At 73.7% G+C, this 25,796-nt stretch carries 23 protein-coding genes; 17 read left to right on the top strand and 6 right to left on the bottom strand.

The annotated features are described in order from the left end of the window. Positions 1–39 precede the first annotated feature (39 nt). The 11 genes from dnaJ to AC4MBH_RS01410 all read left to right on the top strand — a co-directional run bounded on the left by dnaJ (position 40) and on the right by AC4MBH_RS01410 (position 8,802). Positions 40–1,215, top strand: coding sequence for a molecular chaperone DnaJ (gene dnaJ, locus AC4MBH_RS01360; protein ID WP_491792533.1), 1,176 nt, complete (start codon positions 40–42; stop codon positions 1,213–1,215). A gap of 17 nt (positions 1,216–1,232) precedes the next feature. Then, positions 1,233–1,670 (top strand): heat shock protein transcriptional repressor HspR, encoded by a 438-nt coding sequence (locus AC4MBH_RS01365; protein WP_491792534.1) that lies wholly within the window; start codon positions 1,233–1,235, stop codon positions 1,668–1,670. A 55-nt stretch (positions 1,671–1,725) separates the two neighbouring features. After that, positions 1,726–2,256, top strand: coding sequence for an arginase family protein (locus tag AC4MBH_RS01370; protein ID WP_491792535.1), 531 nt, complete (start codon positions 1,726–1,728; stop codon positions 2,254–2,256). Between the two features lie 81 nt (positions 2,257–2,337). Next, complete coding sequence (locus tag AC4MBH_RS01375) at positions 2,338–3,435, top strand: FecCD family ABC transporter permease (RefSeq protein ID WP_491792536.1); 1,098 nt, start codon at positions 2,338–2,340, stop codon at positions 3,433–3,435. Positions 3,436–3,466: 31 nt separating this feature from the next. Beyond that, positions 3,467–4,477, top strand: a complete 1,011-nt coding sequence (locus AC4MBH_RS01380) for an ABC transporter substrate-binding protein (RefSeq protein WP_491792537.1) — start codon at positions 3,467–3,469, stop codon at positions 4,475–4,477. Then, complete coding sequence (locus tag AC4MBH_RS01385; RefSeq protein ID WP_491792538.1) at positions 4,474–5,268, top strand: ABC transporter ATP-binding protein; 795 nt, start codon at positions 4,474–4,476, stop codon at positions 5,266–5,268. The genes AC4MBH_RS01380 and AC4MBH_RS01385 overlap by 4 nt, the downstream gene beginning before the upstream one ends. Then, positions 5,265–5,963 carry a class I SAM-dependent methyltransferase gene (locus AC4MBH_RS01390; protein WP_491792539.1) on the top strand — a complete coding sequence of 233 codons (699 nt, stop codon included), beginning with the start codon at positions 5,265–5,267 and terminating at the stop codon, positions 5,961–5,963. Before AC4MBH_RS01385 ends, AC4MBH_RS01390 begins: the two co-directional genes overlap by 4 nt. Positions 5,964–5,988: 25 nt before the next feature. Beyond that, positions 5,989–6,390: a rhodanese-like domain-containing protein gene (locus AC4MBH_RS01395; RefSeq protein WP_491792540.1), complete on the top strand. Its 402-nt coding sequence runs from the start codon at positions 5,989–5,991 to the stop codon at positions 6,388–6,390. Positions 6,391–6,444: 54 nt separating this feature from the next. Beyond that, the gene (locus AC4MBH_RS01400; protein WP_491792541.1) at positions 6,445–7,269 is read left to right on the top strand and encodes a DUF4190 domain-containing protein; all 825 of its coding nucleotides are present in this window, start codon (positions 6,445–6,447) and stop codon (positions 7,267–7,269) included. A gap of 106 nt (positions 7,270–7,375) precedes the next feature. Beyond that, the gene (locus tag AC4MBH_RS01405; RefSeq protein ID WP_491792542.1) at positions 7,376–8,374 is read left to right on the top strand and encodes a glycosyltransferase; all 999 of its coding nucleotides are present in this window, start codon (positions 7,376–7,378) and stop codon (positions 8,372–8,374) included. 65 nt (positions 8,375–8,439) lie between these two features. Beyond that, the gene (locus AC4MBH_RS01410) at positions 8,440–8,802 is read left to right on the top strand and encodes a GtrA family protein (RefSeq protein WP_491793053.1); all 363 of its coding nucleotides are present in this window, start codon (positions 8,440–8,442) and stop codon (positions 8,800–8,802) included. On the opposite strand, the gene AC4MBH_RS01415 is transcribed toward AC4MBH_RS01410, so the two are convergent. Further along, on the bottom strand, positions 8,684–10,549 hold the full coding sequence (locus tag AC4MBH_RS01415) for a DUF6020 family protein (RefSeq protein ID WP_491792543.1): 1,866 nt from the start codon (positions 10,547–10,549) through the stop codon (positions 8,684–8,686). The genes AC4MBH_RS01410 and AC4MBH_RS01415 overlap by 119 nt on opposite strands. A 238-nt stretch (positions 10,550–10,787) precedes the next feature. Here AC4MBH_RS01415 and AC4MBH_RS01420 point away from each other — a divergent pair, with 238 nt between their 5' ends. From AC4MBH_RS01420 to AC4MBH_RS01435, 4 genes are all read left to right on the top strand, one after another. Further along, positions 10,788–11,282, top strand: a complete 495-nt coding sequence (locus tag AC4MBH_RS01420) for a hypothetical protein (protein WP_491792544.1) — start codon at positions 10,788–10,790, stop codon at positions 11,280–11,282. Further along, positions 11,279–12,805, top strand: a complete 1,527-nt coding sequence (locus tag AC4MBH_RS01425) for a hypothetical protein (protein ID WP_491792545.1) — start codon at positions 11,279–11,281, stop codon at positions 12,803–12,805. The genes AC4MBH_RS01420 and AC4MBH_RS01425 overlap by 4 nt, the downstream gene beginning before the upstream one ends. A 111-nt stretch (positions 12,806–12,916) precedes the next feature. Beyond that, positions 12,917–14,221 carry a hypothetical protein gene (locus tag AC4MBH_RS01430; protein ID WP_491792546.1) on the top strand — a complete coding sequence of 435 codons (1,305 nt, stop codon included), beginning with the start codon at positions 12,917–12,919 and terminating at the stop codon, positions 14,219–14,221. Beyond that, entirely contained in the window at positions 14,221–15,165 is a 945-nt protein-coding gene (locus AC4MBH_RS01435) for an Abi-alpha family protein (RefSeq protein ID WP_491792547.1), read from the top strand. The genes AC4MBH_RS01430 and AC4MBH_RS01435 overlap by 1 nt, the downstream gene beginning before the upstream one ends. Positions 15,166–15,250: 85 nt before the next feature. Here AC4MBH_RS01435 and AC4MBH_RS01440 read toward each other — a convergent pair whose 3' ends face one another. From AC4MBH_RS01440 to AC4MBH_RS01455, 4 genes are all read right to left on the bottom strand, one after another. Continuing rightward, complete coding sequence (locus tag AC4MBH_RS01440; RefSeq protein WP_491792548.1) at positions 15,251–17,776, bottom strand: glycoside hydrolase family 65 protein; 2,526 nt, start codon at positions 17,774–17,776, stop codon at positions 15,251–15,253. Continuing rightward, entirely contained in the window at positions 17,773–18,504 is a 732-nt protein-coding gene (locus AC4MBH_RS01445) for an HAD family hydrolase (protein WP_491792549.1), read from the bottom strand. The genes AC4MBH_RS01440 and AC4MBH_RS01445 overlap by 4 nt, the downstream gene beginning before the upstream one ends. Before the next feature lie 108 nt (positions 18,505–18,612). After that, positions 18,613–20,133: an ATP-binding response regulator gene (locus tag AC4MBH_RS01450; RefSeq protein WP_491792550.1), complete on the bottom strand. Its 1,521-nt coding sequence runs from the start codon at positions 20,131–20,133 to the stop codon at positions 18,613–18,615. Then, the gene (locus AC4MBH_RS01455) at positions 20,130–20,759 is read right to left on the bottom strand and encodes a hypothetical protein (RefSeq protein WP_491792551.1); all 630 of its coding nucleotides are present in this window, start codon (positions 20,757–20,759) and stop codon (positions 20,130–20,132) included. The genes AC4MBH_RS01450 and AC4MBH_RS01455 overlap by 4 nt, the downstream gene beginning before the upstream one ends. Positions 20,760–20,947: 188 nt before the next feature. On the opposite strand from AC4MBH_RS01455, the gene clpB reads away from it, so the two are divergent. Continuing rightward, positions 20,948–23,539, top strand: coding sequence for an ATP-dependent chaperone ClpB (gene clpB, locus AC4MBH_RS01460; protein ID WP_491792552.1), 2,592 nt, complete (start codon positions 20,948–20,950; stop codon positions 23,537–23,539). A gap of 61 nt (positions 23,540–23,600) precedes the next feature. Beyond that, entirely contained in the window at positions 23,601–24,611 is a 1,011-nt protein-coding gene (locus AC4MBH_RS01465; protein ID WP_491792553.1) for a hypothetical protein, read from the top strand. 10 nt (positions 24,612–24,621) lie between these two features. Here AC4MBH_RS01465 and AC4MBH_RS01470 read toward each other — a convergent pair whose 3' ends face one another. Then, positions 24,622–25,785: a pyridoxal phosphate-dependent aminotransferase gene (locus AC4MBH_RS01470; RefSeq protein WP_491792554.1), complete on the bottom strand. Its 1,164-nt coding sequence runs from the start codon at positions 25,783–25,785 to the stop codon at positions 24,622–24,624. Between the last annotated feature and the right edge of the window lie 11 nt (positions 25,786–25,796).

Consider the following 25,796-nt stretch of genomic DNA (forward strand, 5'->3'; position numbering starts at 1 on the left):
TGACGGCCCTGACGGCACCGACGGAGAGGAGGAACGAGGATGGCTGACCAGGACGGCTTCCGACCCGACTGGGCGCAGAAGGACTTCTACGCCGTGCTCGGCGTGGGCAAGGACGCCACCGCGGCCGAGATCAAGAAGGCCTACAAGTCGCTCGCCCGCGACAACCATCCCGACGCCCACCCCGACGACGCCGCCAAGCTCGAGAAGTTCAAGGCCGTCGCCGAGGCCTACGACGTCGTCGGCGACGCCGAGAAGCGCACCAAGTACGACGAGATGCGCCGCCTCTACGGCAGCGGCGGGTTCGGCGGCGGCGGCGGGGGTGCCGGGGGCGGGTTCAACCTCGACGACCTGCTCGGCGACCGCGCCCGCGGTGGCGGTGGGTTCGGCGACATGTTCGGCGACATGTTCGGCGGCGGCGCCGCCGGCGGCCGGCGTACGCAGCAGGCCCGCCGACCGGCCAAGGGCCACGACGTCGAGACCAGCGCGACGATCTCCTTCGACGACGCCCTCGAGGGCGTCACGATCTCGCTGCGGCTGACCTCCGACGCCGCCTGCCCCACGTGCTCCGGCACGGGCGGCAAGCCCGGCACCCGGCCGCGCATCTGCACCGAGTGCGAGGGCGCCGGCTACGTCGTCTCGAGCGTGGGCGGGGCGTTCTCGATCAACGAGACCTGCCCGGCCTGCGGTGGGCGTCAGCTCGTCTACGACGAGAAGTGCCCCACCTGCAGCGGCAGCGGCCGCGGCACCTCGGCCCGCACCATCCAGGCCCGCATCCCCGCCGGCGTCAAGGACGGCCAGCGGATCCGGCTGCGCGGCAAGGGCGCGGCGGGGGAGAACGGCGGACCGGCCGGCGACCTCTACGTCGACGTCAAGGTCCGGCCCCACCGCGTCTTCGGGCGCGCCGGCGACAACCTCACCCTCGACGTCCCGGTCTCCTTCGACGAGGCCGCGCTCGGTGCCGAGGTCAAGGTGCCGACCCTGGGCGGCGCCCCGGTCACCCTCCGCATCCCGGCCGGCACGCCCAACGGGCGCACGTTCCGGGTCCGCGGCCGCGGGGCGCCCAAGCCCGACGGCAGCCGCGGCGACCTGCTCGCCACCGTCGAGGTCCACGTGCCGGCCGTCCTCGACCAGGCCGCGCGCGAGGCCGTGGAGGCCTACCGCACCGCCACCGCAGGCAAGCCGCTGCGGGCCGGGCTGTTCGAGGACGCCTCGTAGGGGCGGGAGGAGTCGCGATGAGCTTCACGCAGCCGCCCGGACCCGACGCGCCGGTCTACGTGATCAGCGTCGCCGCCCAGCTCACGGGCCTGCACCCGCAGACCCTGCGCACCTACGAGCGCCTCGGCCTGATCACCCCCGGCCGCACCGGCGGCGGCGGGCGGCGCTACAGCCACCGCGACCTCGAGCTGCTGCGCTCGATCTCCGAGCTGACCTCCGCCGGCATCGGCATCGAGGGGGTACGCCGGATCCTCGAGCTCGAGCACCGGGTCGACGCCCTGACGGCCCGCAACGCCGAGCTGCGCGCCGAGCTCGACGCCACCCGCGAGGCCCTGCGCCTCGCCGCGACCCCCCGCCCGGCCGACACCCCGCCGGCACCCCCCAGCCGGCTCCCCGCCCTGCGCCACCCCGCCCCCAGCCAGGCGGTCGTCGTCTGGCGCCGCGGCTCCCGCTGACGGTCGTCCTTGCGGGTGAGGACCGGCCAGGGCGCTGCTGGCGAGCATCGGGTCCGTGGCACGCGTCCTGCACGTCGTCGGGGTCCCGTCCAGCGCCGGTGCCTACGCGCCGGGGCAGGAGCGGGCGCCGGCCGCGTTCCGCGAGCACGGACTGGTGGAGGCGCTGCGCGCGGCGGGCCGTGAGGTGCGCGACCGGGGCGACGTCGCCGGCTCCCGCTGGCAGCCCGACCGGGACCGCCCCGACGCGATGAACGTCGACGCGGTCGCCTCGGCGGCCCGGGCGACGGCCGCCGACCGGGCGCTGGCGTGGGCCGCGGACCACGACGAGGTGCTCGTGCACGTCGACATCGACGTGCTGCGGTGGGTCGACTTCCCGATCGCGGAGAACAGCCGCCGCCGCGACGGGCTGACCCTCGAGGAGCTCCAGACGGTGCTCGCCCGGCTCGTGGCGTCGCCGCGGTGGCGCGCCCTCACGCTCTGCGAGGTCAACCCCGACCACGCCCCCGACGAGGCGGCGTCGTTCGCCCGGCTCGTCGAGGTGCTGGCCTCCGTGCTCGGCCACGGCACCCGGGACGCCGCTGGCTGACCGCTTCCGCTACCTTCCTGCTGTTGCAAGTGACTTGCAAGAAGCCGGGAGGACGGGTGGACGGGTGGACGGGTGGACCAGGTGAGCGACGCCCCACGGGTGGTCGCGGCTCTCCCGTCCGGGGACCCGCTCGGCCTGGCGGCCGGTCGCCGGAGGACGGCGTCCTGGGTCGCGGCCCTCCTCGTGGGGCTGGTCGCGACCGTGCTGGTCGGCGTCGGCGTGGGTGCCTTCTCGGTGCCCGTCGGCACCGTCGCCCAGGCCGTCGGCCACCACCTGGTCGGCTGGCCCGCCGAGCGGACCTGGAGCGCCCCGCTCGACTCCATCGTCTGGCAGGTCCGGCTGCCGCGGGTGCTGCTGGGAGCCCTGGTCGGCGCCGGGCTCGCGGTCTGTGGCGTGGCCCTGCAGGCCATGGTGCGCAACGTCCTGGCCGACCCCTACCTGCTCGGGGTCAACTCGGGCGCGTCGAGCGGTGCCGCCGCGGCGATCCTCTTCGGCGTCGGCGCCGGGCTCGTGGAGTACACGCTGCAGCTGACGGCGTTCCTCGGGGCGCTGGCGGCGTCCCTGCTGGTCTACGTCGTGGCCCGGAGCGCCGGCCGGGTCACCTCGATCCGGCTGCTGCTCGCCGGCGTCGCGGTCGGGTACGCGCTGTACGCCCTGACCAGCTTCCTGATCTTCGCCTCGGGCTCGGCCGAGGGCGCGCGGTCGGTGATGTTCTGGCTCCTCGGCTCGCTGGGGCTCGCCCAGTGGAACGTCCCGCTCGCCGTGGTGGCGGTGGTCGTGCTCGGCTCGATCGCCCTGCTGACGGTGTGGGGACGCCGGCTCGACGCCCTGGCCGCCGGCGACGAGACCGCGCAGACCCTGGGGGTGCGTCCCGAGCGGTTCCGGCTGCAGCTGCTCGTGGTCGTCGCGCTGTGCGTCGGCGTCGTCGTCTCGGCGTCGGGCAGCATCGGTTTCGTCGGCCTCGTGGTGCCGCACCTGGCGCGGCGCGCCGTCGGGGGGACCCACGTCCGCGTCGTCGTGGTCGCCGCGCTGGTGGGGGCGATCCTGCTCGTCTGGGCCGACGTCCTCGCCCGCACGTTGTTCGCGCCGCAGGAGATCCCGATCGGGATCATCACCTCGCTCGTCGGCGCCCCGTTCCTGCTCGTGCTGATCCGCCGTCTCCACAGCGCGAGCGACTGACCCCTGCCCCTCGACCCGACAGGACCTCCCGGTGCCCACCACCTCCTCGCCCCGCTCGCGCGTCGCGACCCTCTTCCTGGCCGCGGGCGTGACCGCGGTCCTGGCCGCCTGCGGGTCCGCCGACGACGAGCGCCGACCGACGTCGCGCAGCACCGGCAGCTACCCGGTCACCGTCGAGAACTGCGGCGCCGAGGTCACCTTCGAGGAGGCGCCGGAACGGGTCGTCCTGCTCAAGAGCTCCGCCGTGCCCTTCCTGCAGGCGCTCGGCGTGCTCGACCGGGTGACGGCCCGCGCCGGGCAGTACCCCGCCGCGTACTACGACGCCGGGACCCTGGCCGCGCTCGACGAGGTCCCGCTGCTGACCGACGAGCTCGACAGCAGCGGGCACCTGCAGATCTCGAAGGAGGTCGTCATCGGCGAGGAGCCCGACCTCGTGCTGGGGGAGGTCGACAACCTGTCGCGGTCGGCGCTCGACGCCGTCTCGATCCCCCTGCTCGAGGAACCGGCGCTCTGCGAGCAGGGGACCGGCCGGCCCGGCTTCGACGACGTCGTCGACCAGCTGGAGCTCTACGGGCGGGTCTTCGGCCGGGAGGCCGAGGCCGAGCGCGCGGCCGCCGCGCTGCGGGACGACCTCGCGGAGGTGGCGGAGACGGTGGGACCGCCGTCCGGGAGGACCGCGGCCGTGCTCTACCCGACGGTGGGCGGCGGGACGACGTACGCCTACGGGACCGGGAGCATGGCCCACCCCCAGCTGGAGGCCGCCGGCCTGGAGAACGTCTTCGCCGACGTCGACGAGCGGGTCTTCGAGGTGACGCTCGAGGAGCTGCTGGGTCGCGACCCCGACGTCCTCGTGCTCCTGCACAGCGAGGGCGACCCCGACGCGGTCGAGGACGCGCTCACCACGCTGCCCGGCGCCGAGGACCTGACCGCCGTGCGCAACGACGACGTCCTGGTGCAGCTGTTCAACTTCACCGAGCCACCCTCGCCGCTCTCGGTCGCGGGGCTGGAACGCATCGTGGCGCGCTTCGGACCCGGCGCGTGATCGCCGCCGAGGAGCTCTCCTGGTCCTACGGCAGCGCGCAGGTGCTCCGCGCGGTGTCGCTCGCCGCACCGCACGGGCGGGTGCTCGGCCTGATCGGGCCCAACGGGAGCGGCAAGACGACGCTCCTGCGGCTGCTGCACGGCGCCCTGCGCAGCCCGACGGGGGCGGTGACCGTCGACGGTGCGCACCTGGGTGCGTTGCCGGCCCGGGAGGCCGCGCGCCGGCTCGCGGTCGTGGTGCAGGAGGCCGGCGGGGAGAGCGCGCTGACCGTTGCCGAGGCGGTGCTGCTGGGCCGCGCGCCCCACCTGGCCACCTTCCAGCGCGCCGGCGCGCACGACCACGCCGTCGCGGTCGAGGCGCTGACCCGCGTGGGGGCGATCCACCTCGCCTCCCGCCCGTTCGTCAGCCTCTCCGGCGGCGAGCGCCAGCGGGTGCTCATCGCCCGGGCGTTGACCCAGCAGGCCACCCACCTCCTGCTCGACGAGCCGACCAACCACCTCGACATCCGCTACCAGCACGAGGTGCTGGGCCTGGTCGCCGACCTCGCCCACGACCTCCACCGGACGGTCGTCGTCGTGCTGCACGACCTGAACCTCGCCGCGCGCTACTGCGACGACCTCGTCCTGCTCGGCGACGGCGGGATCCGGGCCACCGGACCGACCGACGACGTCCTGGTGCCCGACGTCCTCGAACCGGTCTACGGGATCGGCGTCGAGCGGGTCGAGGCCGGCGGGCGGCTCCACCTCCTGTTCCACCCGCTGCACCACGACACGAGGGAGACCGCCCGATGACCGAGCGACTGCAGGACGACATCAACACCTACTGGACCGACCGGGCCCCGTCGTACGACGCCTACCAGCAGCGGCCGGAGCGGCGCGGGCTCGACGAGCAGGCCTGGGCGCGGGTCTGGGCCGCCGCGCTCCCCGGCGCGCCGGCCGACGTGCTCGACGTGCTCGACGTGGGCACCGGCAGCGGGCACGTCGCCCACCTGCTAGCCGGCCTCGGGCATCGGGTCACCGGGATCGACCTGTCCGAGGGGATGATCCGCATCGCCCGCGACCGTGCCGCCCGAGCGGAGCACCCGCCCCGGATCCTGGTCGGCGACGCGGTCGCGCCCGCCTTCGCCGACGGCTCCTTCGACGCGGTCGTCGGGCGCTACGTGATGTGGACCCTGCGCGACCCCGCCGCCGCTGTCGGCAGCTGGGTGCGGCTGCTCCGGCCGGGTGGCGTCGTCGCGATGGTCGACAGCACCTGGTTCGCCGACGGCATGGACGAGCTGTACGGCGACCGCCCCGACGTCGCCCTGCCCCTGGCGGAGGCGCGCAGCATCGAGGAGACGGCCGACGTCCTGCGCCGAGGTGGCCTGCTCGACGTCGCCGTCATCCCGCTGCACGAGGTGCACGAGCTCGACCGCACGCACGGCGTCGCGCCGGGCCACGACGTCCGGCTGCAGTACGCCGTCACCGGGAGGAAGGCGTGCACGTGACGGGGCCGGGCGGGTACCTGTCCGGGTGAGTGCCATCTCCGACCTGCTGGCGGCGTGCCGCGAGCCCCTGGACCGCGTCGACCCCGCCGACCTGGAGGCCGAGGTCGCCGCCGGCGCACTGGTGGTCGACACCAGGCCGGTCGAGCAGCGCGAGCGCGACGGCGCCCTGCCCGGTGCCGTCGTGGTCGACCGCAACGTCCTGGAGTGGCGGCTCGACCCGACCAGCCCCCACCGCATCCCCGAGGCGACGTCGCGCGAGCTGCGGGTCGTCGTGGTGTGCAACGAGGGCTACAGCTCCAGCCTGGCCGCGCACACCCTCCGCCAGCTCGGGCTCCGCCGGGCCACCGACCTGGCGGGCGGGTACCAGGCCTGGCTGCGCGCGCCGGGACTCGGCTGTTCGACGGACCGGGGGCCGGATCCGGCCTAGACTCCGCGGGCCCGCGGGTCGCGACCGGCCCACCGCTCGTCGACGAGGACCGCCGTGACGCCCGACCCCGACCCGCCCGGCGACCTCGTCCCCCCGGGTCCCCCGATCGCGGACCCGCCCCCGCCTGCGGCCGGCGCGGCCGAGGACCGGCGGGACCGGCCCTGGGAGGTCCCGGTCACGGGTGTCTACGGCCGCTTCCCGGCCCACGACGGCCACTACCGCCCCCCGGCGTCGCGGGGGATGGCGGGGTGGGCACTCGGGCTGTCCCTCGCGCTGTGCATCCCGTTCGCGTTCGTCGTCGGCGCCGGTCTCGCGATCGCCGTCCTGGTCAAGGGGCGCGACGGCCGCGACCACGGCAAGGGGCTGGCCATCGCGGCGCTGGTCATCTCGGGCGTGATCCTGCTCGTCAACGTCGGTTACGTGGTCGTGCTGTTCTTCACCGGCTTCGACGAGACCGAGCGGGACGCCGACGGCCGCGTCGTCGACGGAGGCTCGGTGAGCTTCGACCGGATCCGGGTCGGCGACTGCTTCAGCGAGCCCGGGCTGGCCGACCTCCCGACGGACGGCAGCGAGGGGGAGGGCGCCGCCTACGTCGACGTCGTCCCGTGCGGCGAGCCGCACCAGGCCGAGGTCTTCCACGAGTTCACCCTCGACCACGGCGACTACCCCGGTGACCACGTCATCGAGGACCGCGTCGAGGACTGCATGCCGAGGTTCGTGACCTACGTCGGGACGAGCTACCGCAGGTCCCGGTTCGAGGTGGTCTTCTACTACCCGACCCGGACCACCTGGCGCCTGGGCGACCGCGAGATCACCTGCACCCTGGTCTCCCCCGACGCCCGCGACCTCGTGGGCAGCATGAGGGCGTCGCGTCGGTAGCGCGTGGACTCGGGCCGACGGCCGCCCGCTGGTTACAGTGGCGGGTCACCTCGGGCCGACCACGGGCCCTCGCCCGGAACCCCGACACCCAGCAGGACAGGACGTCATGACACTCGAGGAGTACCGCGTCGCGGTCATCGTCCCGTGCCACAACGAGGAGCTGACCGTCGGCACGGTGGTGCGCGACCTCAAGGCCGCCGTCCCGCACGCCGAGGTCTACGTCTACGACAACAACTCGACCGACGAGACCAGCCGGGTGGCGGCCGAGGCCGGCGCGATCGTGCGCACCGAGAGCCGCAAGGGCAAGGGCAACGTCGTGCGCCGCGCGTTCGCCGACATCGAGGCCGACGTCTACCTGATGATCGACGGCGACGACACCTACGACGCCGCGGCCGCGCCGCGGCTGATCGAGGCGCTCGTCTCCGGCCCGCTCGACCACGTGCTCGGCGTCCGCGTCGACACCGACACCGACGACGGCAGCTACCGCCCCGGCCACGCCATGGGCAACAAGGTCTTCAACCGGCTCACCACGGTGCTCTTCGGCGAGCCGGTCAGCGACATGCTCTCGGGCTACCGCGCGTTCTCGCGACGCTTCATCAAGTCGTTCCCGGCGAACTCGCAGGAGTTCGAGATCGAGACCGAGCTGACCATCCACGCCGCCAACCTGCGGGTGCCGCAGATCGAGGTCCCGATCGGGTTCAAGGACCGACCCGAGGGGTCGGAGTCCAAGCTGCGCACCTTCCGCGACGGCTTCAAGATCCTCGGCCTGCTGGGCCACCTGCTGCTCCACGAGCGGCCGCTGCTCGTGCTCAGCGGCCTCGGCCTGCTCAGCACCCTGGTCGGCCTGGTGCTCGGCATCCCGGTCGTCGCCGACTACGTCGACACGGGCCTGGTGGAGCGGTTCCCGACGGCGATCCTGGCCTCGTCGCTGGTCGTGCTCGGCGTGCTGCTCACCGGCATCGGGATGGTGATGAACGGCGTGCTGCGCGGCACCCGCGAGCAGCGGCGGCTGTTCTACCTCCAGCTCCCGGCGTTCCCGACCGGCGCGGTGGTCCACACGCCCCGGACCCATCGCGCCGTCGACCCCGTCGAGGTCCGGCTCTGAGCAGCGCCCGCCGCTACCTGGTCGTCGGCCTCCTCAACACCGCGCTCGACCTCGCGCTCTTCACCCTGCTCGCGGTCGGGGTGGGGGTGGCGGCCGTCGCCGCCAACGTGGTCTCGACGGTCGTGGTGATGACGATCAGCTTCTTCCTCAACCGGTCGTGGGTCTTCCGGTCCGAGGGCGGCGGGCTGCGTGCCTACGCCGGCTTCGTGGCCGTCACCCTGTTCTCCGGCCTGGTGCTGCAGTCGCTGGTCATCCTCGGCGTCATCGCGGCCGCCTCCGGCCTGGCGCCGGACCTCGGCGAGGAGGTCGTCACACCTGCGGCGAAGGTCGTGGCGATGGGAGTGGGGATGGTGTCGAACTTCCTCGGCTACCGCTGGGTGTTCGGGCAGGCGGGCGCGCCCGACCGTCCTCGACAGCCAGCAGCATGACCACCACCGCCAGCCCGTAGGTGAACGCCAGCACGTAGCGCCCGCCCGCGCTCAGCGGCGAGACCCCCGCGATGGCCAGCTGCAGGGCGAACGGCAGCGCCCACAGCCACGCGTGGCGGCGCCGGGCGGCGATCGCGCCGGCCAGCAGCAGCACCACGGCCACCGTGCGGACGCCGTGGGAGATGACGGGCCGGCACGCCGTGACGCCGTAGCAGTCGTACGCCGTGCGCCGCGTCTCGTCGCGCAGCCCCAGCACGCTGCCGAGCGGCGCCACCCGGTGCCCCTCGACGGTGCGGTCGTACTCGTGCGACCAGGGCGGGTACCAGTCGGTGCCCCGGTCGAGCGGGTCGAGGTAGCGGTAGGACTTCAGGAACAGTGCGTCGGTGGCGGTCGCCGGGTAGCGGGCGGCGACGTCGGCGACGATCGCGTTGAACGGCTCCCAGTCCTCGGGCTGGACGGTCTCGTAGCGGAAGCTCGCCGTCTTGCGAGCCAACGGTCCCGTCGACTTCAGCGGGTCGCTGCTCGAGGGGTCGAAGCTCGCCACGAAGGCGTCGAGGTCGAAGATCCGCGACAGGTCGGCGCGCTGCTCGGCGCTCAGGGCGTCGGGGTGCTCGTTGAGCACCAGGCCGAGCACCTGCAGCTGCACGCCCTTGGTCTCGACCGGGTCGGACGGGATGACGGTGTCGGTCGCCGTGGCCACGGCGATCCCGGCGTACACGGTGATGGCCGGCAGACCGACGGCGAGCAGCACCGCGACCCGCTGTCGCGTGACGAGCGCCATGACCACCGCCTGCACCACCAGCACGATCCAGCCGAACTGCACGGTCACCGCCATCACCAGCGAGACGGCCGCGGTCTCGGCGTACCACCGGCGGCCGACGGGCTGCTCGGCGTGCACGAGCCGGGCGAGCAGCGCCAGCCACCACACGAACGCTGCGCAGAACAGCTGGTTCTTGTGCTGGACCATGCTCCACAGCGCGATCATCGGGCTGGCCGCCAGGATGCCGAGCGCGGTGGCGCGGACCCGTCGGCTCAGCACCAGCGCGGCCAGGATCGACAGCGCCCGCCCGAACGCGACCAGGGTGAGCAAGACCGAGGCGGCCGAGGCGACCACGAGGGCCGGCACCAGGCTGTCGAACAGCGCGATGCTCGCCGAGCACAGGGCGCCGTAGCCCAGCATCAGGAAGAACGGGTGGTGGTTGGACCACAGCCGGTCGCCGTCGGTGAGCAGGTAGGACGACGTCGGGTAGTCGAGGTACGGCGCGGTGTCGTCGGCCTCGGCCAGCGGGGGAGCGCCGGCGAAGTCGGACCGCGTCGAGAGGAACTCGGTGATCATGTTGGTCGGGTCGGGGCTCGGCTGACCCGGGAACGAGCTGAGGAACCACGGCAGCCACACCACGCCGAGGACCAGCGAGATCCGCCACCACCGGGCGAACACCCAGTCGAGACGTCCCAGCCACCGGCCGGCGCGGCCGTCCCCCCACGGCCGGTCGGCGACCCCGCCGCGCCACGCGCCGGCGAGCCGCCGGGCGAGGCTGAACAGGCCGACGTACACCCCCGCCGTCAGCACCAGGAGCAGCAGCGTGAGCACCGGGTGGTCGCCGACCTCGCGGGTCAGCAACGGGTACGGCGCCCCGGCGGGCGTGAGGTGGCGCGCGACCAGCCCGGCGGTCGTGGCCAGCACCAGCAGCGCGACGACGACCCAGGTCACGACCGGTGGCACCCACCTCGACACGCCACCGAGCATGCGCCGGAGTGTAACGACGACGGTGACCGACGGTGGTGGAGGAGGCCGGCCACGGCCGTCTCGAGACCACGGCGCCCACGTCGCCCTTGAGTGGTCTCGAGACGGTTGCTAGCGCAACCTCCTCGACCAGCGTGGGTCGCCGACGGTGGTGGAGGGGGCCGGCCACGGCCGTCTCGAGACCACCTCGCCCGGGAGCGGTGCGCACCCGTCCGCCGCTCCTTCCTAGGATGGTCGGGCCATGGCCAGCCTCGTCCCGACCCGTCCGCGCGGGCGGGTGGGTGCCGCAGGGGCGGTGGTGGGTGTGGGGCTGGTGCTGCTGAGCCCGCTGTTCGGCCGGGCCGACGTCTCGGGGCAGTACCGCCCGGCGTTGCCGCCCGACGGGTTGGCCACCGGCTGCTACCCGCTGCCGGGCGGCGTCGTCCCCGACTTCGCCTACGTGCTGCGCCGCGACGCCGACATGCTCACCGCCGACGGGCTGCGGCGGCGTACGGTGCTGCACTTCGACCGCGTCAGCGCGGTGGAGGCCGTCGAGACGGTGCGCACCCAGCTCGCCGCGGCCGGGGTCGCCGCCGACGTACGGGTCCGGGCGCGCGACTTCGACGACGCCGAGGGCGTGGTGCGCGGCGAGATGGTGCTCGACCTGCCGGTGGTGGCCCGGCAGTCCGACGACCCCGTCTGCGCCGACGCCAACTCGACCAAGCGCTTCACCCCCGACCTCGCGGACCGCTCGTGACCCCGACCACCACCGCCACCGAGCAGCGCGCACCGAGCGGCGTGCGCCAGCGGTTGCGCGAGCGGTGGGAACGGGCCGGCCGTGCCGAGCGGGTCCTGGTCTCGCTGATGGCCGCGGTCGTCACGCTCCGGGTACTCGTCTACGTCGGGGTGGCCGGCGGTGGCCCGGCCGGGAGCGCCGTGGCCGGGCTCGTCGGCGACGAGTCCTACTACCTCGACGCCGGTCGCGCCCTGTCCAACGCGGTGCGCGACCTGGTGTGGCTGCGCGGCCCGGACACCGCCGAGCTCGACCGGATCGCGGTGGGCAGTGCGTGGTTCATGCCCGGCATGTCGGTCGTGGTGACGCCGCTCTACCTGCTCGTGCCCGACGCGCCGATCGCCCTGGTCCGCGGCTACCTCCTGGTCGTCACCACCGCGCTGCTCCTCCTCACCGTGCTCCGCGTGCGCCGCACCTTCGGCGACCTGGCGGCCGCGGCGGTGCTGGTCTTCCCCGGCCTGGTGCCGATGTACGCCGCGTTCGGCGCCGCGGCCTGGGGCGACAGCGCCGCGGGGCTGATGGTCGTGCTGCTGCTCTGCCAGGCGGTCGAGATGGTGCGCGAGGTGCGGGAGCGCGGCTCGGCGTCGTGGCGCTCGGGCGTCGTCCTCGGGCTGCTGGCGATCGCCGCGGTCTACTTCCGCTCCAGCGTCGTCCTGGTGGTGCTCGGCATGCTGGGCGTCACGTTCGTGACCTCGATGGTGCTCGCGGCCCGGTCGGGCCGCCGCACCGTGCTGGTCTCCTACGTCGTCGCGGGGCTCACCTTCCTCGCCGTCCTGGCGCCGTGGAGCATCGGCGCCTCGGCCGCGCTCGACTCCCGGGTCCTCACCACCGTCTCGGTGCCGACCGTGCGTGCCAACACCTTCGGCGACCGCGACGTCGTCTGCTTCGGGGAGTGCGACGCCGGCACCAGCATCTGGTTCTCCCCGCTGCGCTACTCCCGCGAGCAGGGCCGCGCGGCCGGCGTCAGCGAGACCGTGATCGCCGACGAGATGTCGGCGCAGGCCCTGCGCGACGTCACCGCCACGACGTACACCCGTGACGTCGCGATCAACACCGGCCGCTACTTCGCCAACCCCGGGCGCTTCGCCAGCCTGCTGGCCTGGGAGGGCGCGCCGTACGACGTGGTGCCGGTCGTCCGGGCCGTGACGGCGGGTCTGTTCTACCCCGCGGTGGCGCTGATGGCGGTGCTCCTCGGCGCCGTGGCCCGCCGCTCGCTCGACCACCTGATCGAGCTGCTGCTGATCAAGATCGGTGTCGTCGCCCTGCTCGTCCAGCCGTTCGTGCACATCTCGGGGCCGCGCTACTGGACCACGATGGCGCCGCTGATCGGCCTCGGCGCCGCGCTGCTGTGGGTCTCGCGCCGCGAGCGGCTGGCCGGCACGCCGCCGGTCGGCGGCGCCGTCGCGCGGACGCTGTACGCCGCCCAGCTCGCGCTCGGCCTCGTCGTGCTGGCCGTCGTGGTGGCCGTCGCGCTGCTGGCGCTCTGAGGGCGGGCCGGCGGTCGATCCCGACAGGTGCGACACCGTGTCGCGATATCTTCGGGGGCACTAGTCTGCGCGAGGTGCGGCGATGGGGCCGCCGCGGCGAGGGGGTGCGACGTGGAGTGGTTCACCGACTACGTCGACGGGCTCGACTGGTTCGCCTTCCTCACGATCCCGGTCTTCACCGGCGTCATCGGGTGGCTGATCAACTGGTCGGGCCTGGTGATGCTCTTCGCGCCGCTGCGCTTCCGCGGCATCCGGGTGCCCGGGATGAAGGAGCTCTCCTCCGTCCTGCCGCGCAAGGTGCAGGAGATCCCCGGCATCCTGCAGGGCGGCATCGGCTGGCAGGGCATCGTGCCGGCCCGGGCGGCCAAGATGGGGAGCATCGCGGTCGACAAGGCGATCGCCAAGCTCGGCACGCCGGCGGAGTTCTACCAGCAGCTCGAGCCCGACCAGATCGCCGAGCACATCGTCACCGTGTTCCGTCCGGAGATCCCCGAGCTGGTCGACCGGGTCATGCGGGCCGAGCACCCCCGGCTCTGGCACGACCTGCCGCCGGCGCTGAAGGAGGCCGTCTACCACCGGGTGCAGGCACAGCTGCCGAGCATCGTGGGCCGGGTCACCACCGAGATCGGCATCCACATCGACCAGCTGCTCGACCCCAAGATCATGGTCATCGACCACTTCCAGGACAACCCCGGCCTGGTGGTCCGGATCTTCCGGGACTTCGGCCAGCGCGAGCTCGACATGATGGTCCGGTTCGGCTTCATCTTCGGGTTCCTGCTCGGCATCCCGGTCGCGATCGTCGACAGCATCGCCCACCAGGCCTGGCTGCTGCCGGTGCTCGGCGTCGTCGTCGGCTGGATCACCAACGCCCTCGGGATGTGGCTGATCTTCGAGCCGCCGGAGCCCAAGCGGATCCTCGGGTTCACCTGGCACGGGCTGTTCCTCAAGCGGCAGTCCGAGGCGGCCGAGGTCTACGCCCAGATCATCGCCGAGAACGTGATCACGCTCGAGCGCATCGGCGACTTCCTCCTCGACGGGCCGCGCGGCGACCGCACCCGGCAGATGCTGGCCACGGCGATGCGCCCCGCGATCGACCAGGCGGCCGGCCCGGCGCGGGGTGCGCTGCGGGTCGCGATCGGCAGCAGCCGGTTCGACTCCATCCGCGAGTCCGTCGCGCAGGAGGCCGTCGGCCGCACGCTGACGCCGTTCAAGGACCCCGAGTTCAGCGCCCGCCAGGCCGAGAAGATCCGGGTACTGGTGGCCAGGCGCACCAAGGAGCTCCCGCCCCGCGACTTCGTCGAGATGATGCGTTCCGCGATCAAGGAGGATGAGTGGATGCTCTACGCACACGGCGCGATCATGGGAGCGGCCGGCGGCTTCCTCCACCTGGCAATCTTCGGCGCGCAGGGGGGCTGATGACGCCGCCCGACCTGTCCAAGTCACCGCGCGACCCGGCCCGCCGTCCCGTCCCGCGGCGGGTGCCCCGTCCCGAGCCCGAACCCGATCCGAGCCTCGCCCGCGTGGCGGCGTCCGCGGCGTGGCACACCACCGAGTGGGGCGTGCGGACCTCGGCCCGCGCGTGGCTGCGGGTCGGCCGCGCCGCGACCAACCGCGACGAGGCCGCGGCCCTGGCCCGCGAGGCCGGCGCGGCGCTGCAGGTCGTCGGCGAGATCGCCCGCGCGGCGTCGTCCGGTACGCCGGTCGGCAAGGCGCTGCTCTCGGCCGGTGCGACGCTCGGCGTGCCCGACCCGGAGGGCGAGGGCGTCGACGGCCGGGCCCCGGGGTCGCGCGGCGTACCGCCGAAGGAGCCCGAGCCGACCCTGCGCGAGCGGGGCCAGGAGCTGCTCACCAAGTCGCGCGACGTGTGGAGCACCGACCAGGGCCACCCGGCGTTCGAGCGCATCCTCGGCGAGCTGGCGCCCGACGAGGCCCGGATCCTGATGCTGCTGCTCAACAAGGGTCCGCAGCCCAGCGTCGACGTCCGCACCGGCGGCCCGGTCGGGATGGTCTCCTCGCAGCTGATCGCGCCCGGCCTGACCATGATCGGGCCACGCGCCGGCTGCCGCTACGTCGCGCAGGTGCCGTCCTACCTCAACAACCTGTTCCGCCTCGGGCTGATCTGGTTCAGCCGCGAGCAGCTGCGCGACCCGATGGAGTACCAGGTCGTCGAGGCCCAGCCCGACGTGCTGGCGGCGATGCACTCGGTCAAGTTCGCCAAGGTGGTGCGCCGCTCCATCCACCTCACGCCGTTCGGCGAGGACTTCTGCCGTACCTGCCTGGTCGAGGAGGACGCCGCGACCGCGCCGTACCCCGAGCACGCCACCCCCGGCGACGGCGAGCCCGGCGCGCCGCAGGCCTGACCCCCGCAGGGTGCCTTCCCTCGCCGGGTCTCGACTCGGGCTCGCTGGCGCTCGCCCGGCTCGACCAGCGTCGTCGTACGACGGCTCAGTCGCCGGACGGGACCGTCGCGGTGATCGCCGTGCCGTCGCCGCGGCGGGTGCCGGCCGGGTTGGCGGGCTCGCCGCGCAGGCGGGGGCCGTGGCCGTCGAGGGCGACCTTGACGGGCTCACCGGGGCGGACGCTGACGGGCTCGCCCCGCACCTCGAAGGCGAGCGTCGCGGTGCCGTCCTCGATCTCGAGCTCGAGCTGGTCCTCCCGGACGCTGACCCGCACGCGGGTGCCGCGCAGGGTGAGGCGGAACACCAGCGCCTCCCAGCCGTCGGGGAGCCGCGGGTCGAGGTGCCACTGGCCGCGGTCGAAGTCGCGGAAGCCGCCGAACCCCGACACCAGCGCGCTCCACACGCCGCCGGTCGAGGCGACGTGGACGCCGTCGGAGGTGTTGGCGTGCCGGTCGGCGAGGTCGACGAACAGCGAGCCGTGGAAGTAGCGCAGCGCGAGCTCGTGGTAGCCGACCTCGGCGGCGATGATCGACTGCACGACCGCCGAGAGCGTCGAGTCGCCCGTGGTGATCGGGTCGTAGTAGTCGAAGTCGGACTTCTTCTGCTCCAGCGTGAAGTCGTCGCCACGCAGGAACAGCGCGAGGACGACGTCGGCCTGCTTGAGCACCTGGAACCGGTAGATCACCAGGGGGTGGTAGTGGAGCAGCAGCGGGCGGTTGGCGACCGGGGTGTTGCCGAGGTCCCACATCTCGCGCTCGAGGAAGTGGGCGTCCTGCGGGTGGATGCCGAGGTGCTCGTCGAACGGGATCATCATCGACTCCGCGCAGCGCTCCCACTCCGCGACCTCGCCGTCGCGCAGGCCGACGCGGCCCACCATCGCGAGGTAGTTGTCGGGCCGGTTGGCCTCGATGAAGCGGACGGCCTCCGCGGCCCGGCGCAGGTTGTAGCGCGCCATCACGTTCGTGTACAGGTTGTCGTTGACCACCGTCGTGTACTCGTCGGGGCCGGTGACGCCGTGGATGTGGAACGTGCCGCCGTCCTCGTCGCGCCAGAAGCCGAGGTCGGCCCACAGGCGTGCGGTCTCGACGAGGACGTCGACGGCCGCCCGGTCGAGGAACTCGTAGTCGCCGGTGGCGCCGACGTACTGGCTGAGCGCGTAGGCGATGTCGGCGTCGATGTGGTACTGCGCGGTCCCGGCCGCGTAGTAGGCCGACGCCTCCTCGCCGTTGATGGTCCGCCAGGCGTAGAGCGCGCCCTTCTGGGCGAGCTGGGCGGCGCGGTGCCGGGCCGAGTCGAGCAGGCTGTACCGGAAGCGCAGCGCGTTGCGGGCCGTCCCCGGGTTGGTGTAGGTCAGGAACGGCATCACGTAGATCTCGGTGTCCCAGAAGTAGTGACCGCCGTAGCCCGAACCGGTCACCCCCTTGGCCGGGATGCCGGCGCCGTCGGCGCGCGCCGAGGCCTGCGCCAGCTGGAAGAGGTTCCAGCGGGTGGCCTGCTGGAGGGCCGGTTGCCCGACGATCTCGACGTCGGACCGCTCCCAGAACGCGTCGAGCCAGTCACGCTGCTCGCGCTGCAGCGCCTCGATCCCCTCGGCCCGGACCCGGTCGAGGGTGCGCCCGCAGCGGTCGAGCAGCTCGCCGGTCGGCACCACCCGCGCCGTGTGGTAGCTGACGGTCTTGGTCAGCCGGATGGTGTGGCCCGGTTGGGCCTCGACCAGGTAGACCGCGCGCAGCAGGTCGTCGCCGCGCTGCAGGTCCTGGCTCGAGGGGTCCTCGGTCTCGAAGTCGTGGTCGACCGCCACGGCGATCGTCATGCCGGAGTTGGCGCACTTGTAGCGCACGGCCATCCGGTCGTCGGGGAGGACGCCGTGGTCGTTCTGGGGCTGGAGCACGCGGTGCCCGAACATGCTGGCCTTGCGGGGGTCGAGGTGACCGCCGGCCTTGGCGAGCTCGACCGAGGCCCCGCGGTCGGCGTCCTGGCGGTTGATCACCTGGGAGCTGATCGTCAGGGCCGCCGGCGCGTCGAGCATCGTCACCTCGAACGTCAGCACCGCCACGTGCCGCTGGGCGAAGGACACCATCCGGGTGCTGTCGATCTGCACCTGCTTGCCCGACGGCGTGCGCCACACGACGTGCCGCGACAAGATCCCGGTGCGGAGGTCGAGGCGGCGCTCGTACTCGACGACGTCGGCGGTCGAGAGCTCGAGCGGCTCGTCGTCGACGTACAGGCGGATGACCTTGGCGTCGGGGGCGTTGACGATCGTCTGGCCGACCTTGGCGAACCCGAACGCCTCCTCGGCGTGCTGGATCGGCCAGGTCTCGTGGAAGCCGTTGAGGAAGGTGCCGTTGGCCTCGAAGTCGCGGCTCTCCTCGTAGTTGCCGCGCAGGCCGAGGTAGCCGTTGCCGACGCTGAAGACCGACTCGGTGGTGCCGAGGTCGCTGGCGTCGAAGCGGCTCTCGACCAGCGCCCACGTGTCGATCGGGAACCGGCTGCGGTCGAGCGGGTCGACGGCGGGGGGCGCGACGTGGCTGGCGCCGTGGCGGCCCTCCAGCCTGGGGTCGACGGTGCTCACGTGGTCAGCTCGTCGAGGTCGCTGACGACGACCTCGGCACCGGCGCGGGTCAGCGCCTCGGGCCCCGCGCCGCGGTCGACCCCGATCACCAGCGCGAAGTCGCCGGCGGCCCCGGCCGCCACACCGTTGATGGCGTCCTCGAGGACGACGGCGCCCTGGTCGGGCACGCCGAGCTCGCGGGCCGCCTCCTCGAACATGTCGGGCGCCGGCTTGCCCTTCAGGCCCCGCTCGGTCGCGACGCCACCGTGGACGACGACGGCGAAGTAGTGGGTGACGCCGGCCGCATCGAGCACGTCGGGCGCGTTCTTCGACGACGACACGATCGCCATCGGCATCCCGGCCGCGCGCAGCTGGTCGAGCAGCCGGACCGAGCCCGGGTAGGCCACGACCCCCTCGTCGCGCAGCACCTGGCCGAACGCGTCGTTCTTGCGGTTGCCCAACCCGCACACGGTCTCCGCGCCCGCCGCCTGGTCCGCCGGGTCCTCCGGCGTGCCGTGCGGCAGGTCGATCCCGCGCGAGGCGAGGAAGTCGCGGACGCCGTCGTAGCGCGGCTTGCCGTCGACGTGCTCGAAGTAGTCGGCGTCGGTGTACGGCGCCTGGTCACCGCGCTGGGCGAGGAACCCGTTGAACATCTGGTCCCACGCGCGCATGTGCACCTCAGCGGTCGGCGTGATCACGCCGTCGAGGTCGAACAGCGCAGCCTGGTACTTCGCCCAGTCGACGGTCATGCCCCGACGATAGCGATCCCGGGCTCCCGCGCCGTGATCGGCGGCGCCATGATCCTGGTCGCACTCGGGGGGCGGGGGTGGGAGTGAGATCTCGGGCCGGCCCCGACCTCACCCCGCCAGCAGCGTGATCGTGAACACCGACCCGCCCTCGGGCAGCGGGGCGTAGGAGACGTCTCCGTTCTGCGCCTCGGCGAGGGTGCGGACGACGTACAGGCCGAGGCCGGTGCCGGTGGCGACGGCGCCGTGGGCGCGGGCGAACTCCGAGAACAGGTGGGCCGCGAACTCCGGCGGTACGCCGGCGCCGTGGTCGACGACGTCGATGGCGACGCACTCGCCCGCGGGGCGGACCCGGACCACGAAGGGGGCGGCGCCGTACTTCTGGGCGTTGCTGAGCAGGTTGGTGAGCATCTGCTCCAGCCGCAGGGGGTCGGCGCGGACGGGGCGTTCGTCGTCGACGACCACCTCGACGTCCCACCGCCCGTCGACCGTGCCGAGGATGAGCGGTCGCAGCTCGACGACCTGGTGGTCGATCCGCAGGGTGCCGCGCTGGATCTGGGCGGCGGTGAGCAGGTCGGCGGTGATCCGGTCGAGGATGCGCGACTGCCGGGCCACCGAGTCCATCAGCCGGCGGGTCTGGTCGGCGGCCATCGTCTCGCCGTCGTCGGCGAGGGTCTCGGCGACACCGGCCAGCACCGCCACCGGGCCGCGCACCTCGTGGGCGGTGGTGGCGATCGCGCGGCGGAGCAGGCCGACGTCCTCGGCGGTGGGGTCGAGGAAGACCAGCACCGACCAGCCGGTACGCCGCAGCGTCACCCCCACCCGACCGCCGCCGACCGCGGTCTCGAACGTCGCGTCGGGGTCGAGCCGGTGGTAGGAGACGAGCGCGGCGAGCTCGGGCGCCACCGTGGCCAGCGGCGTGCCGGACGTGTCGGTGCCGAGCAGGCGCGCGCCCACCGGGTTGGTGTGCACGATCCGGAAGAGCGGCTCGTCGGCCACCTCGACGACGCCGTACGGCGCCAGCCGCAGTGCCTCCCAGGCCGACACCTTGCCGGGGACCGGGGCCGGCCCGGGACGGCGAGCGGGCGTCGCCGGGGCCGCGGCCTCGGGAGGCGGGACGACCCGGGCCGGTACCTCCACCGCCGGAGCCGGTGCCGGCGCCGGTGCCGGGGCCGGGGCCGGTGCCGGGGCCGGTGCCGGGGGATTGGCGACCGGGACCACCGACAGCCCGCGCGCGGGCGGGAGGCCGCCGGTCGACAGCTCCCGCACCCGGTCGAGGATCGTGGTGAGCGGGGCGCCCTTCTGCACGTAGCCGTCGGCGCCGGCCGCGACGGCCCGGTCCGAGAGCTGGTCGGCGGCGAAGCCCGACAGCACGACGATGGTGGCGACCGGGCAGAGCCGCCGGATCGACGGCAGCGCCTCGATGCCGTCCATCACCGGCATCGCCAGGTCGAGCAGGACGACGTCGGGGCGGTGCATCCGGACGACGTCGATCCCCGAGGCCCCGTCGCCGGCCTCGCCCACGACGTCGAAGCCGCCGCGGATGAGGGCGATCCGGAGCAGGTCGCGCAGGTCGGGGGTGTCGTCGATGACCACCACCCGCAGCGGCCGGGTGCTGGGCAGCGGCTTCACGACGTCCGCTCCTCGGTCGTCGCGGGCCCGCCCGCCGGACCGGCAGTCGCGGGCAGGTCGTCGCGGTCGACCGCGGCGGGGCCGGTGCGGAGCAGCCTCGGGGTCTGCTCGTCGCCGAGCAGGTCGGTGATGATCCGGCTGGCCGACTCGATCGACGACGTCAGGGCCGCGTCGGCCCGCGCGACGTCGTCGAGGTCGAGCGCCATCTTGGCCACGACGAGGCCTTGCAGCACCGAGTCGTTGAGCTCGAAGGCCTGCTGCTCGCGCCGGCGGGGGTCGTCGAAGAGCTGGCCGCCCTGCACGAGCGAGCCGTAGCTGCGGCGCAGCGTCCAGTAGTAGACGGCCGCGGCCGCGGCGACGGCGTCCCAGACCGTCAACGGCCAGTCCCAGGCCGCCCGCATCGTCAGGTCGCTCTCGCCGGCGTCGGTGAACGTGGGCGCCAGCAGGTGCACGGCGAGCACGCCGTGGTGGACGGCGCCGGTCAGGAAGATCGCCGCGGTGGCGGCTCCGAGCGGGTTGGTGCGCAGCTGGTGGCTCCGGGCGAGCGGCAGCACGATCGCGAGGCAGATCGCCAGGTACGCGACGGCGATGACGGCGTTGCACGCCATCCCGGTCTGCCAGGTCATGGGGCCCTGCCTCAGGTTCGTGGGGGAGTCGGAGACGAGTGTGCCCCGAACCGGGGTGCAGCACGAGCGATTCCGGGGGAGGGCCACGACCGGGGTGGTGCAGGATCTGGTGAAGTTGAGTGGAACAGACTCAACTTTACGTGCGTTGATCCGCACGTAGCGTCCAGCACCGACCCCCAGGAGTACGCATGTCCCAGTTCGGCGCCGAGAAGTTCACGACCCGCAGCCGCGAGGCCATCGAGGCCGCGCAGCTCTCCGCGACGACGTCCGGCCACAGCGTCGTCGAGCCGCTCCACCTCCTGGTCGCGCTGCTGCGCGACCCCGACGGCGCCGCCCGCACCCTGGTGACCAAGTCCGGCGTCGACGCCGCCCCGCTGGCCGCGGCGGCCGACGCGGCGCTTGCCGCCCTGCCCCGCGCGAGCGGCGCCACCGTCAAGACACCGGCCGCCTCGCCCGCCATGACCCGGGTGCTCGCCGGCGCCCTCGACCTGGCCGCCGGCCTCAAGGACGACTACGTCGCCACCGAGCACCTGCTGATCGCCCTGGCCGGCACCGAGTCGCCGGCCCAGCGGCTGCTCGCCGAGGCCGGGCTCACCGAGAAGGGCCTGCGCGAGGGACTGACCGCCTACCGCGGCAACCGCCGGGTCACCAGCGAGGACGCCGAGTCGACGTACGAGGCGCTCGAGAAGTACTCCGTCGACCTCACCGCCGCCGCGGAGGACGGCCGGCTCGACCCGGTCATCGGCCGCGACAGCGAGATCCGCCGCGTCGTGCAGGTGCTGAGCCGACGCACCAAGAACAACCCGGTCCTCATCGGCGAGCCCGGCGTCGGCAAGACCGCCGTCGTCGAGGGGCTGGCCCAGCGCGTCGTCGCCGGCGACGTGCCCGACTCGCTCAAGGGCCGCCGCGTGCTCTCGCTCGACCTCGCCGCGATGGTCGCGGGCGCGAAGTACCGCGGCGAGTTCGAGGAGCGGCTCAAGGCCGTGCTCGAGGAGATCAAGGACGCCGGCGGCCAGGTGATCACGTTCATCGACGAGCTGCACACCGTCGTCGGCGCGGGCGCCGGCGGCGACTCCGCGATGGACGCCGGCAACATGCTCAAGCCGATGCTGGCCCGCGGCGAGCTGCACATGATCGGCGCGACGACCCTCGACGAGTACCGCGAGCGGGTCGAGAAGGACCCGGCCCTCGAGCGCCGCTTCCAGCAGGTCTTCGTCGGCGAGCCCAGCGTCGAGGACACCATCCAGATCCTCCGCGGGATCCGCGAGAAGTACGAGGCGCACCACAAGGTGCGCATCACCGACGCCGCGCTGGTCGCCGCCGCCACCCTGTCCGACCGCTACATCACCGGTCGACAGCTGCCCGACAAGGCGATCGACCTCGTCGACGAGGCGTCGTCGCGGCTGAAGATGGAGATCGAGAGCAGCCCCGAGGAGATCGACCAGCTGCGTCGCCAGGTCGACCGCCTCAAGATGGAGGAGTTCGCCCTCGACAAGGAGGACGACGCGGCCTCGGTCGAGCGGCTCGCGGTGCTGCGCGCCGACCTCGCCGACAAGGAGGAGGAGCTGCGCGCCCTCGAGGCCCGCTGGGAGCGCGAGAAGGCGTCCCGCGAGGGTGAGGGCGAGCTGCGCGTCCAGCTCGACCAGCTGCGCATCGAGGCCGAGCGGCTGCAGCGCGAGGGCGACCTCGGCGCGGCCGCGGAGATCCTCTACGGCCGCATCCCGGCGCTCGAGAAGCAGATCGCCGCGGCGGAGGAGGCCGAGTCCGCCGAGACCGACCCGCTGGTCGGCGACTCCGTCGGCGCCGAGCAGATCGCCGAGGTGGTCGAGGCCTGGACCGGCATCCCCACCGGCCGGATGCTCGAGGGCGAGACCGCCAAGCTGCTGCGCATGGAGGACGTGATCGGCGAGCGGCTCGTCGGCCAGCGCGAGGCCGTGGTCGCGGTGAGCGACGCCGTACGCCGCTCGCGCGCCGGCATCGCCGACCCCGACCGGCCCACCGGCTCGTTCCTGTTCCTCGGCCCCACCGGCACCGGCAAGACCGAGCTGGCCAAGGCGCTGGCCGACTTCCTCTTCGACGACGAGCGCGCCATCGTGCGCATCGACATGAGCGAGTACTCCGAGAAGCACTCGGTCTCGCGGCTCGTCGGCGCCCCTCCCGGCTACGTCGGCTACGACGAGGGCGGCCAGCTCACCGAGGCCGTGCGACGGCGCCCCTACAGCGTGGTGCTGCTCGACGAGGTGGAGAAGGCCCACCCCGAGGTCTTCGACATCCTGCTCCAGGTGCTCGACGACGGCCGGCTCACCGACGGCCAGGGCCGCACGGTCGACTTCCGCAACACGATCCTGATCCTGACCTCCAACCTCGGGTCCGGCTACCTGGTCGACCCCACGCTCGACCCGGAGAAGAAGAAGGAGTCCGTGCTGGCCGTCGTCCGGCAGAGCTTCAAGCCGGAGTTCCTCAACCGGCTCGACGAGATCGTCCAGTTCGAGGCGCTCGGCCTCGACGCCCTGACCCACATCGTCGACCTGCAGCTCGCCCTCCTCGAGCGCCGCCTGGCGGCGCGCCGGATCGCCGTCGACGTGACGCCGGACGCCAGGACCTGGCTGGCCGAGACCGGCTACGACCCGGCCTACGGCGCCCGGCCGCTGCGCCGCCTGATCCAGTCCGCCATCGGCGACCCGCTCGCCCGGATGCTGATCGGCGGGCAGGTCACCGACGGCGGCCGGGTCGGGGTCGACGTCGCCCCCCAGCGGGACGGCCTGCTGCTCACCACCTGACGGGCACGGTGCTCGACCACCGTGGGGACGGTGGTTGAGGCCCTCTGGGAGACTGGGCCGCGTGAGTGACAAGCCGATCCCGCGCCCGCCCCAGGTGACCCTGTACGGCGCGGCGATCGTGGGGGGCTCGGTCTTCATGGTGCTGCTGGCCTTCGACCGGATGGCCGGGCTCGGGTCGATCGAGACCCAGGAGGCGGCCGCCGACTTCGTGTCCACCGCGCCCGGTGACTCCCTCGGAATGAGCGCCCAGCAGGTGCAGGACCTGTGGCGGGTGCTGTGCCTGGTCGGTGGCGGTACGGCGGTCATCACCGCCGCTCTCGGCTGGCAGGCGCTGCAGCGGAGCCGGGGGGCGCGGGTGGCCCTGAGCGTCCTCGCCCCGGTGCTGCTCCTGGCCTGGGCGCCCGCCGGGTGGCCCGTCGTCGGGGGAGCGGCGGTGGTGGCGATCGGCGTCCTCACCCTGTGGCAGCAGCCCGCCCGCGACTGGTTCGCCGGGGTGACCCCGGCGCGACCCGCGCAGGTCGCGGCGGCCACCCCCGGGCGCGACGCACCGTCGGGCAGCGGCGTCGGAGGCCCGGGCACGACGCTGACCCAGGCGCCTCCCGCGACCCAAGCCGCCCGCACCGGCCTGCGTCGGGCGCCGTCCTCGGTGCAGACCGCCGTCCGGCTGACGATCGTCACCTCGGCCGTCGTCGCGGTCTCGATGCTGGTCACCCTGCGCGAGGCGCTCAACGACCGGTCGCGGCTCGAGGACGAGATCACCGACCAGATGTCGGGCCAGGAGCTCTACGACGACGTCGACGTCTCGCTCGTCGTCGACGGCCTGCTCGTCGCGATGGGGGTCTTCGTCGTGTGGGCGGTGGTCGCGGTCGTGCTGGCCGTGCTGACCCTGCGCGGCAACGACAACGCCCGGGTCGCGCTGGTCGTCTCGGCCATCAGCGCGGCGCCGGCCTCCCTGCTCGGCATCGCCCTGGTCGTGCCGCTGCTCGTGGGCGCGGTGTGCGTCGCGGTCGCCGTGCTGCTGCTGCGCTCCGAGGCGAGCACGTGGTTCGCGGAGCAGCGCCGCCGCCCCTGAGCGACCACCGTCACGTCGCGCCGAGGTCGGCGGCCCGCAGCCGGGCCGTCGCCTCGGCGATGACCTCCCGGCGCTTGCAGAACGCCCAGCGCACCAGGTGCCGCCCCGGCCCGTGCGGGTCGTCGTGGAAGCCCTGGGTCGGCACGGCGACCACGCCGGCGCGCTCGGGCAGGGCCAGGCAGAACGCCAGCCCGTCGTCCCAGCCGAGCTCGCGCACGTCGGAGGTCGCGAAGTAGGTGCCCTGCGGTGTCGTGGTCGACAACCCGGCCGCGGTCAGGCCGGCGACGAGGAGGTCGCGCCGCTCCTGCAGGTCGCGGGCCAGGGCCAGGGGCCAGTCGGCGTGCTCGGTGAGGGCGACGGCCGCCGCGGGCTGCAGCGGCGCGCCCGAGGTGTAGGTCAGCCAGGTCTTGGCCGCCACCAGTGCGTCGACCAGCGGTGCCGGGCCGGTGGCCCAGCCGACCTTCCAGCCGGTCAGCGAGTAGGACTTGCCGATGCTCGAGAGGGTCAGCGTGCGCTCGAACATGCCCGGCAGCGTCGCGATCGGCACGTGCTCGCCGCCGTCGAAGACCAGGTGCTCGTAGACCTCGTCGGTGATCACGACGAGGTCGTGCTCGATCGCGAGCGCCGCGACCGCGTCGAGCTCGGTGCGGGTCAGCACCGACCCGGTCGGGTTGTGCGGGGTGTTGAGCAGCACGAAGCGGGTCCTCGGGGTGACGGCGGCGCGCAGCTCGTCGAGGTCGAGGCGGAAGTCGGGGGAGCGGAGCGTGACGGGGCGGCGTACGGCGCCGGCGACCTGCAGCATCGCCACGTAGGAGTCGTAGTAGGGCTCGAGCGCGACCACCTCGTCGCCGGGCTCGACGAGGCCGAGGAGCGCCGCGGCGACCGCCTCGGTGCAGCCGGTGGTCACCGCCACCTGGGTGTCGGGGTCGAGGTCGAGGTCGTAGTGGCGTCGTTGGTGCCCGGCCACCGCCTGCCGCAGCGCCGGGATGCCGGTGCCGGGCGCGTACTGGTTGGCGCCGTGCCCGAGCGCGTGCACGGCGGCCGCCAGCACCTCGGCCGGGCCGTCCTCGTCGGGGAAGCCCTGGCCGAGGTTGAGGGAGCCGGTGCGCACCGCGAGCGCCGACATCTGGGCGAAGATCGTGGGCGGGATGCCGTGCAGGCGGGAGGCGACCATGCTCGCTAGCC

This window comes from Nocardioides sp. WJ219 (genome assembly GCF_058559815.1).

Bases quoted from the DNA above. Each gene is read 5' to 3' on its own strand.
- AC4MBH_RS01470 (WP_491792554.1), bottom strand. From the start codon at position 25,785: ATGGTCGCCTCCCGCCTGCACGGCATCCCGCCCACGATCTTCGCCCAG.
- clpB (WP_491792552.1), top strand. From the start codon at position 20,948: ATGTCCCAGTTCGGCGCCGAGAAGTTCACGACCCGCAGCCGCGAGGCC.
- AC4MBH_RS01365 (WP_491792534.1), top strand. From the start codon at position 1,233: ATGAGCTTCACGCAGCCGCCCGGACCCGACGCGCCGGTCTACGTGATC.
- AC4MBH_RS01435 (WP_491792547.1), top strand. From the start codon at position 14,221: ATGACGCCGCCCGACCTGTCCAAGTCACCGCGCGACCCGGCCCGCCGT.
- AC4MBH_RS01405 (WP_491792542.1), top strand. From the start codon at position 7,376: ATGACACTCGAGGAGTACCGCGTCGCGGTCATCGTCCCGTGCCACAAC.
- AC4MBH_RS01455 (WP_491792551.1), bottom strand. From the start codon at position 20,759: ATGACCTGGCAGACCGGGATGGCGTGCAACGCCGTCATCGCCGTCGCG.
- AC4MBH_RS01445 (WP_491792549.1), bottom strand. From the start codon at position 18,504: ATGACCGTCGACTGGGCGAAGTACCAGGCTGCGCTGTTCGACCTCGAC.
- dnaJ (WP_491792533.1), top strand. From the start codon at position 40: ATGGCTGACCAGGACGGCTTCCGACCCGACTGGGCGCAGAAGGACTTC.
- AC4MBH_RS01390 (WP_491792539.1), top strand. From the start codon at position 5,265: ATGACCGAGCGACTGCAGGACGACATCAACACCTACTGGACCGACCGG.
- AC4MBH_RS01420 (WP_491792544.1), top strand. From the start codon at position 10,788: ATGGCCAGCCTCGTCCCGACCCGTCCGCGCGGGCGGGTGGGTGCCGCA.
- AC4MBH_RS01415 (WP_491792543.1), bottom strand. From the start codon at position 10,549: ATGCTCGGTGGCGTGTCGAGGTGGGTGCCACCGGTCGTGACCTGGGTC.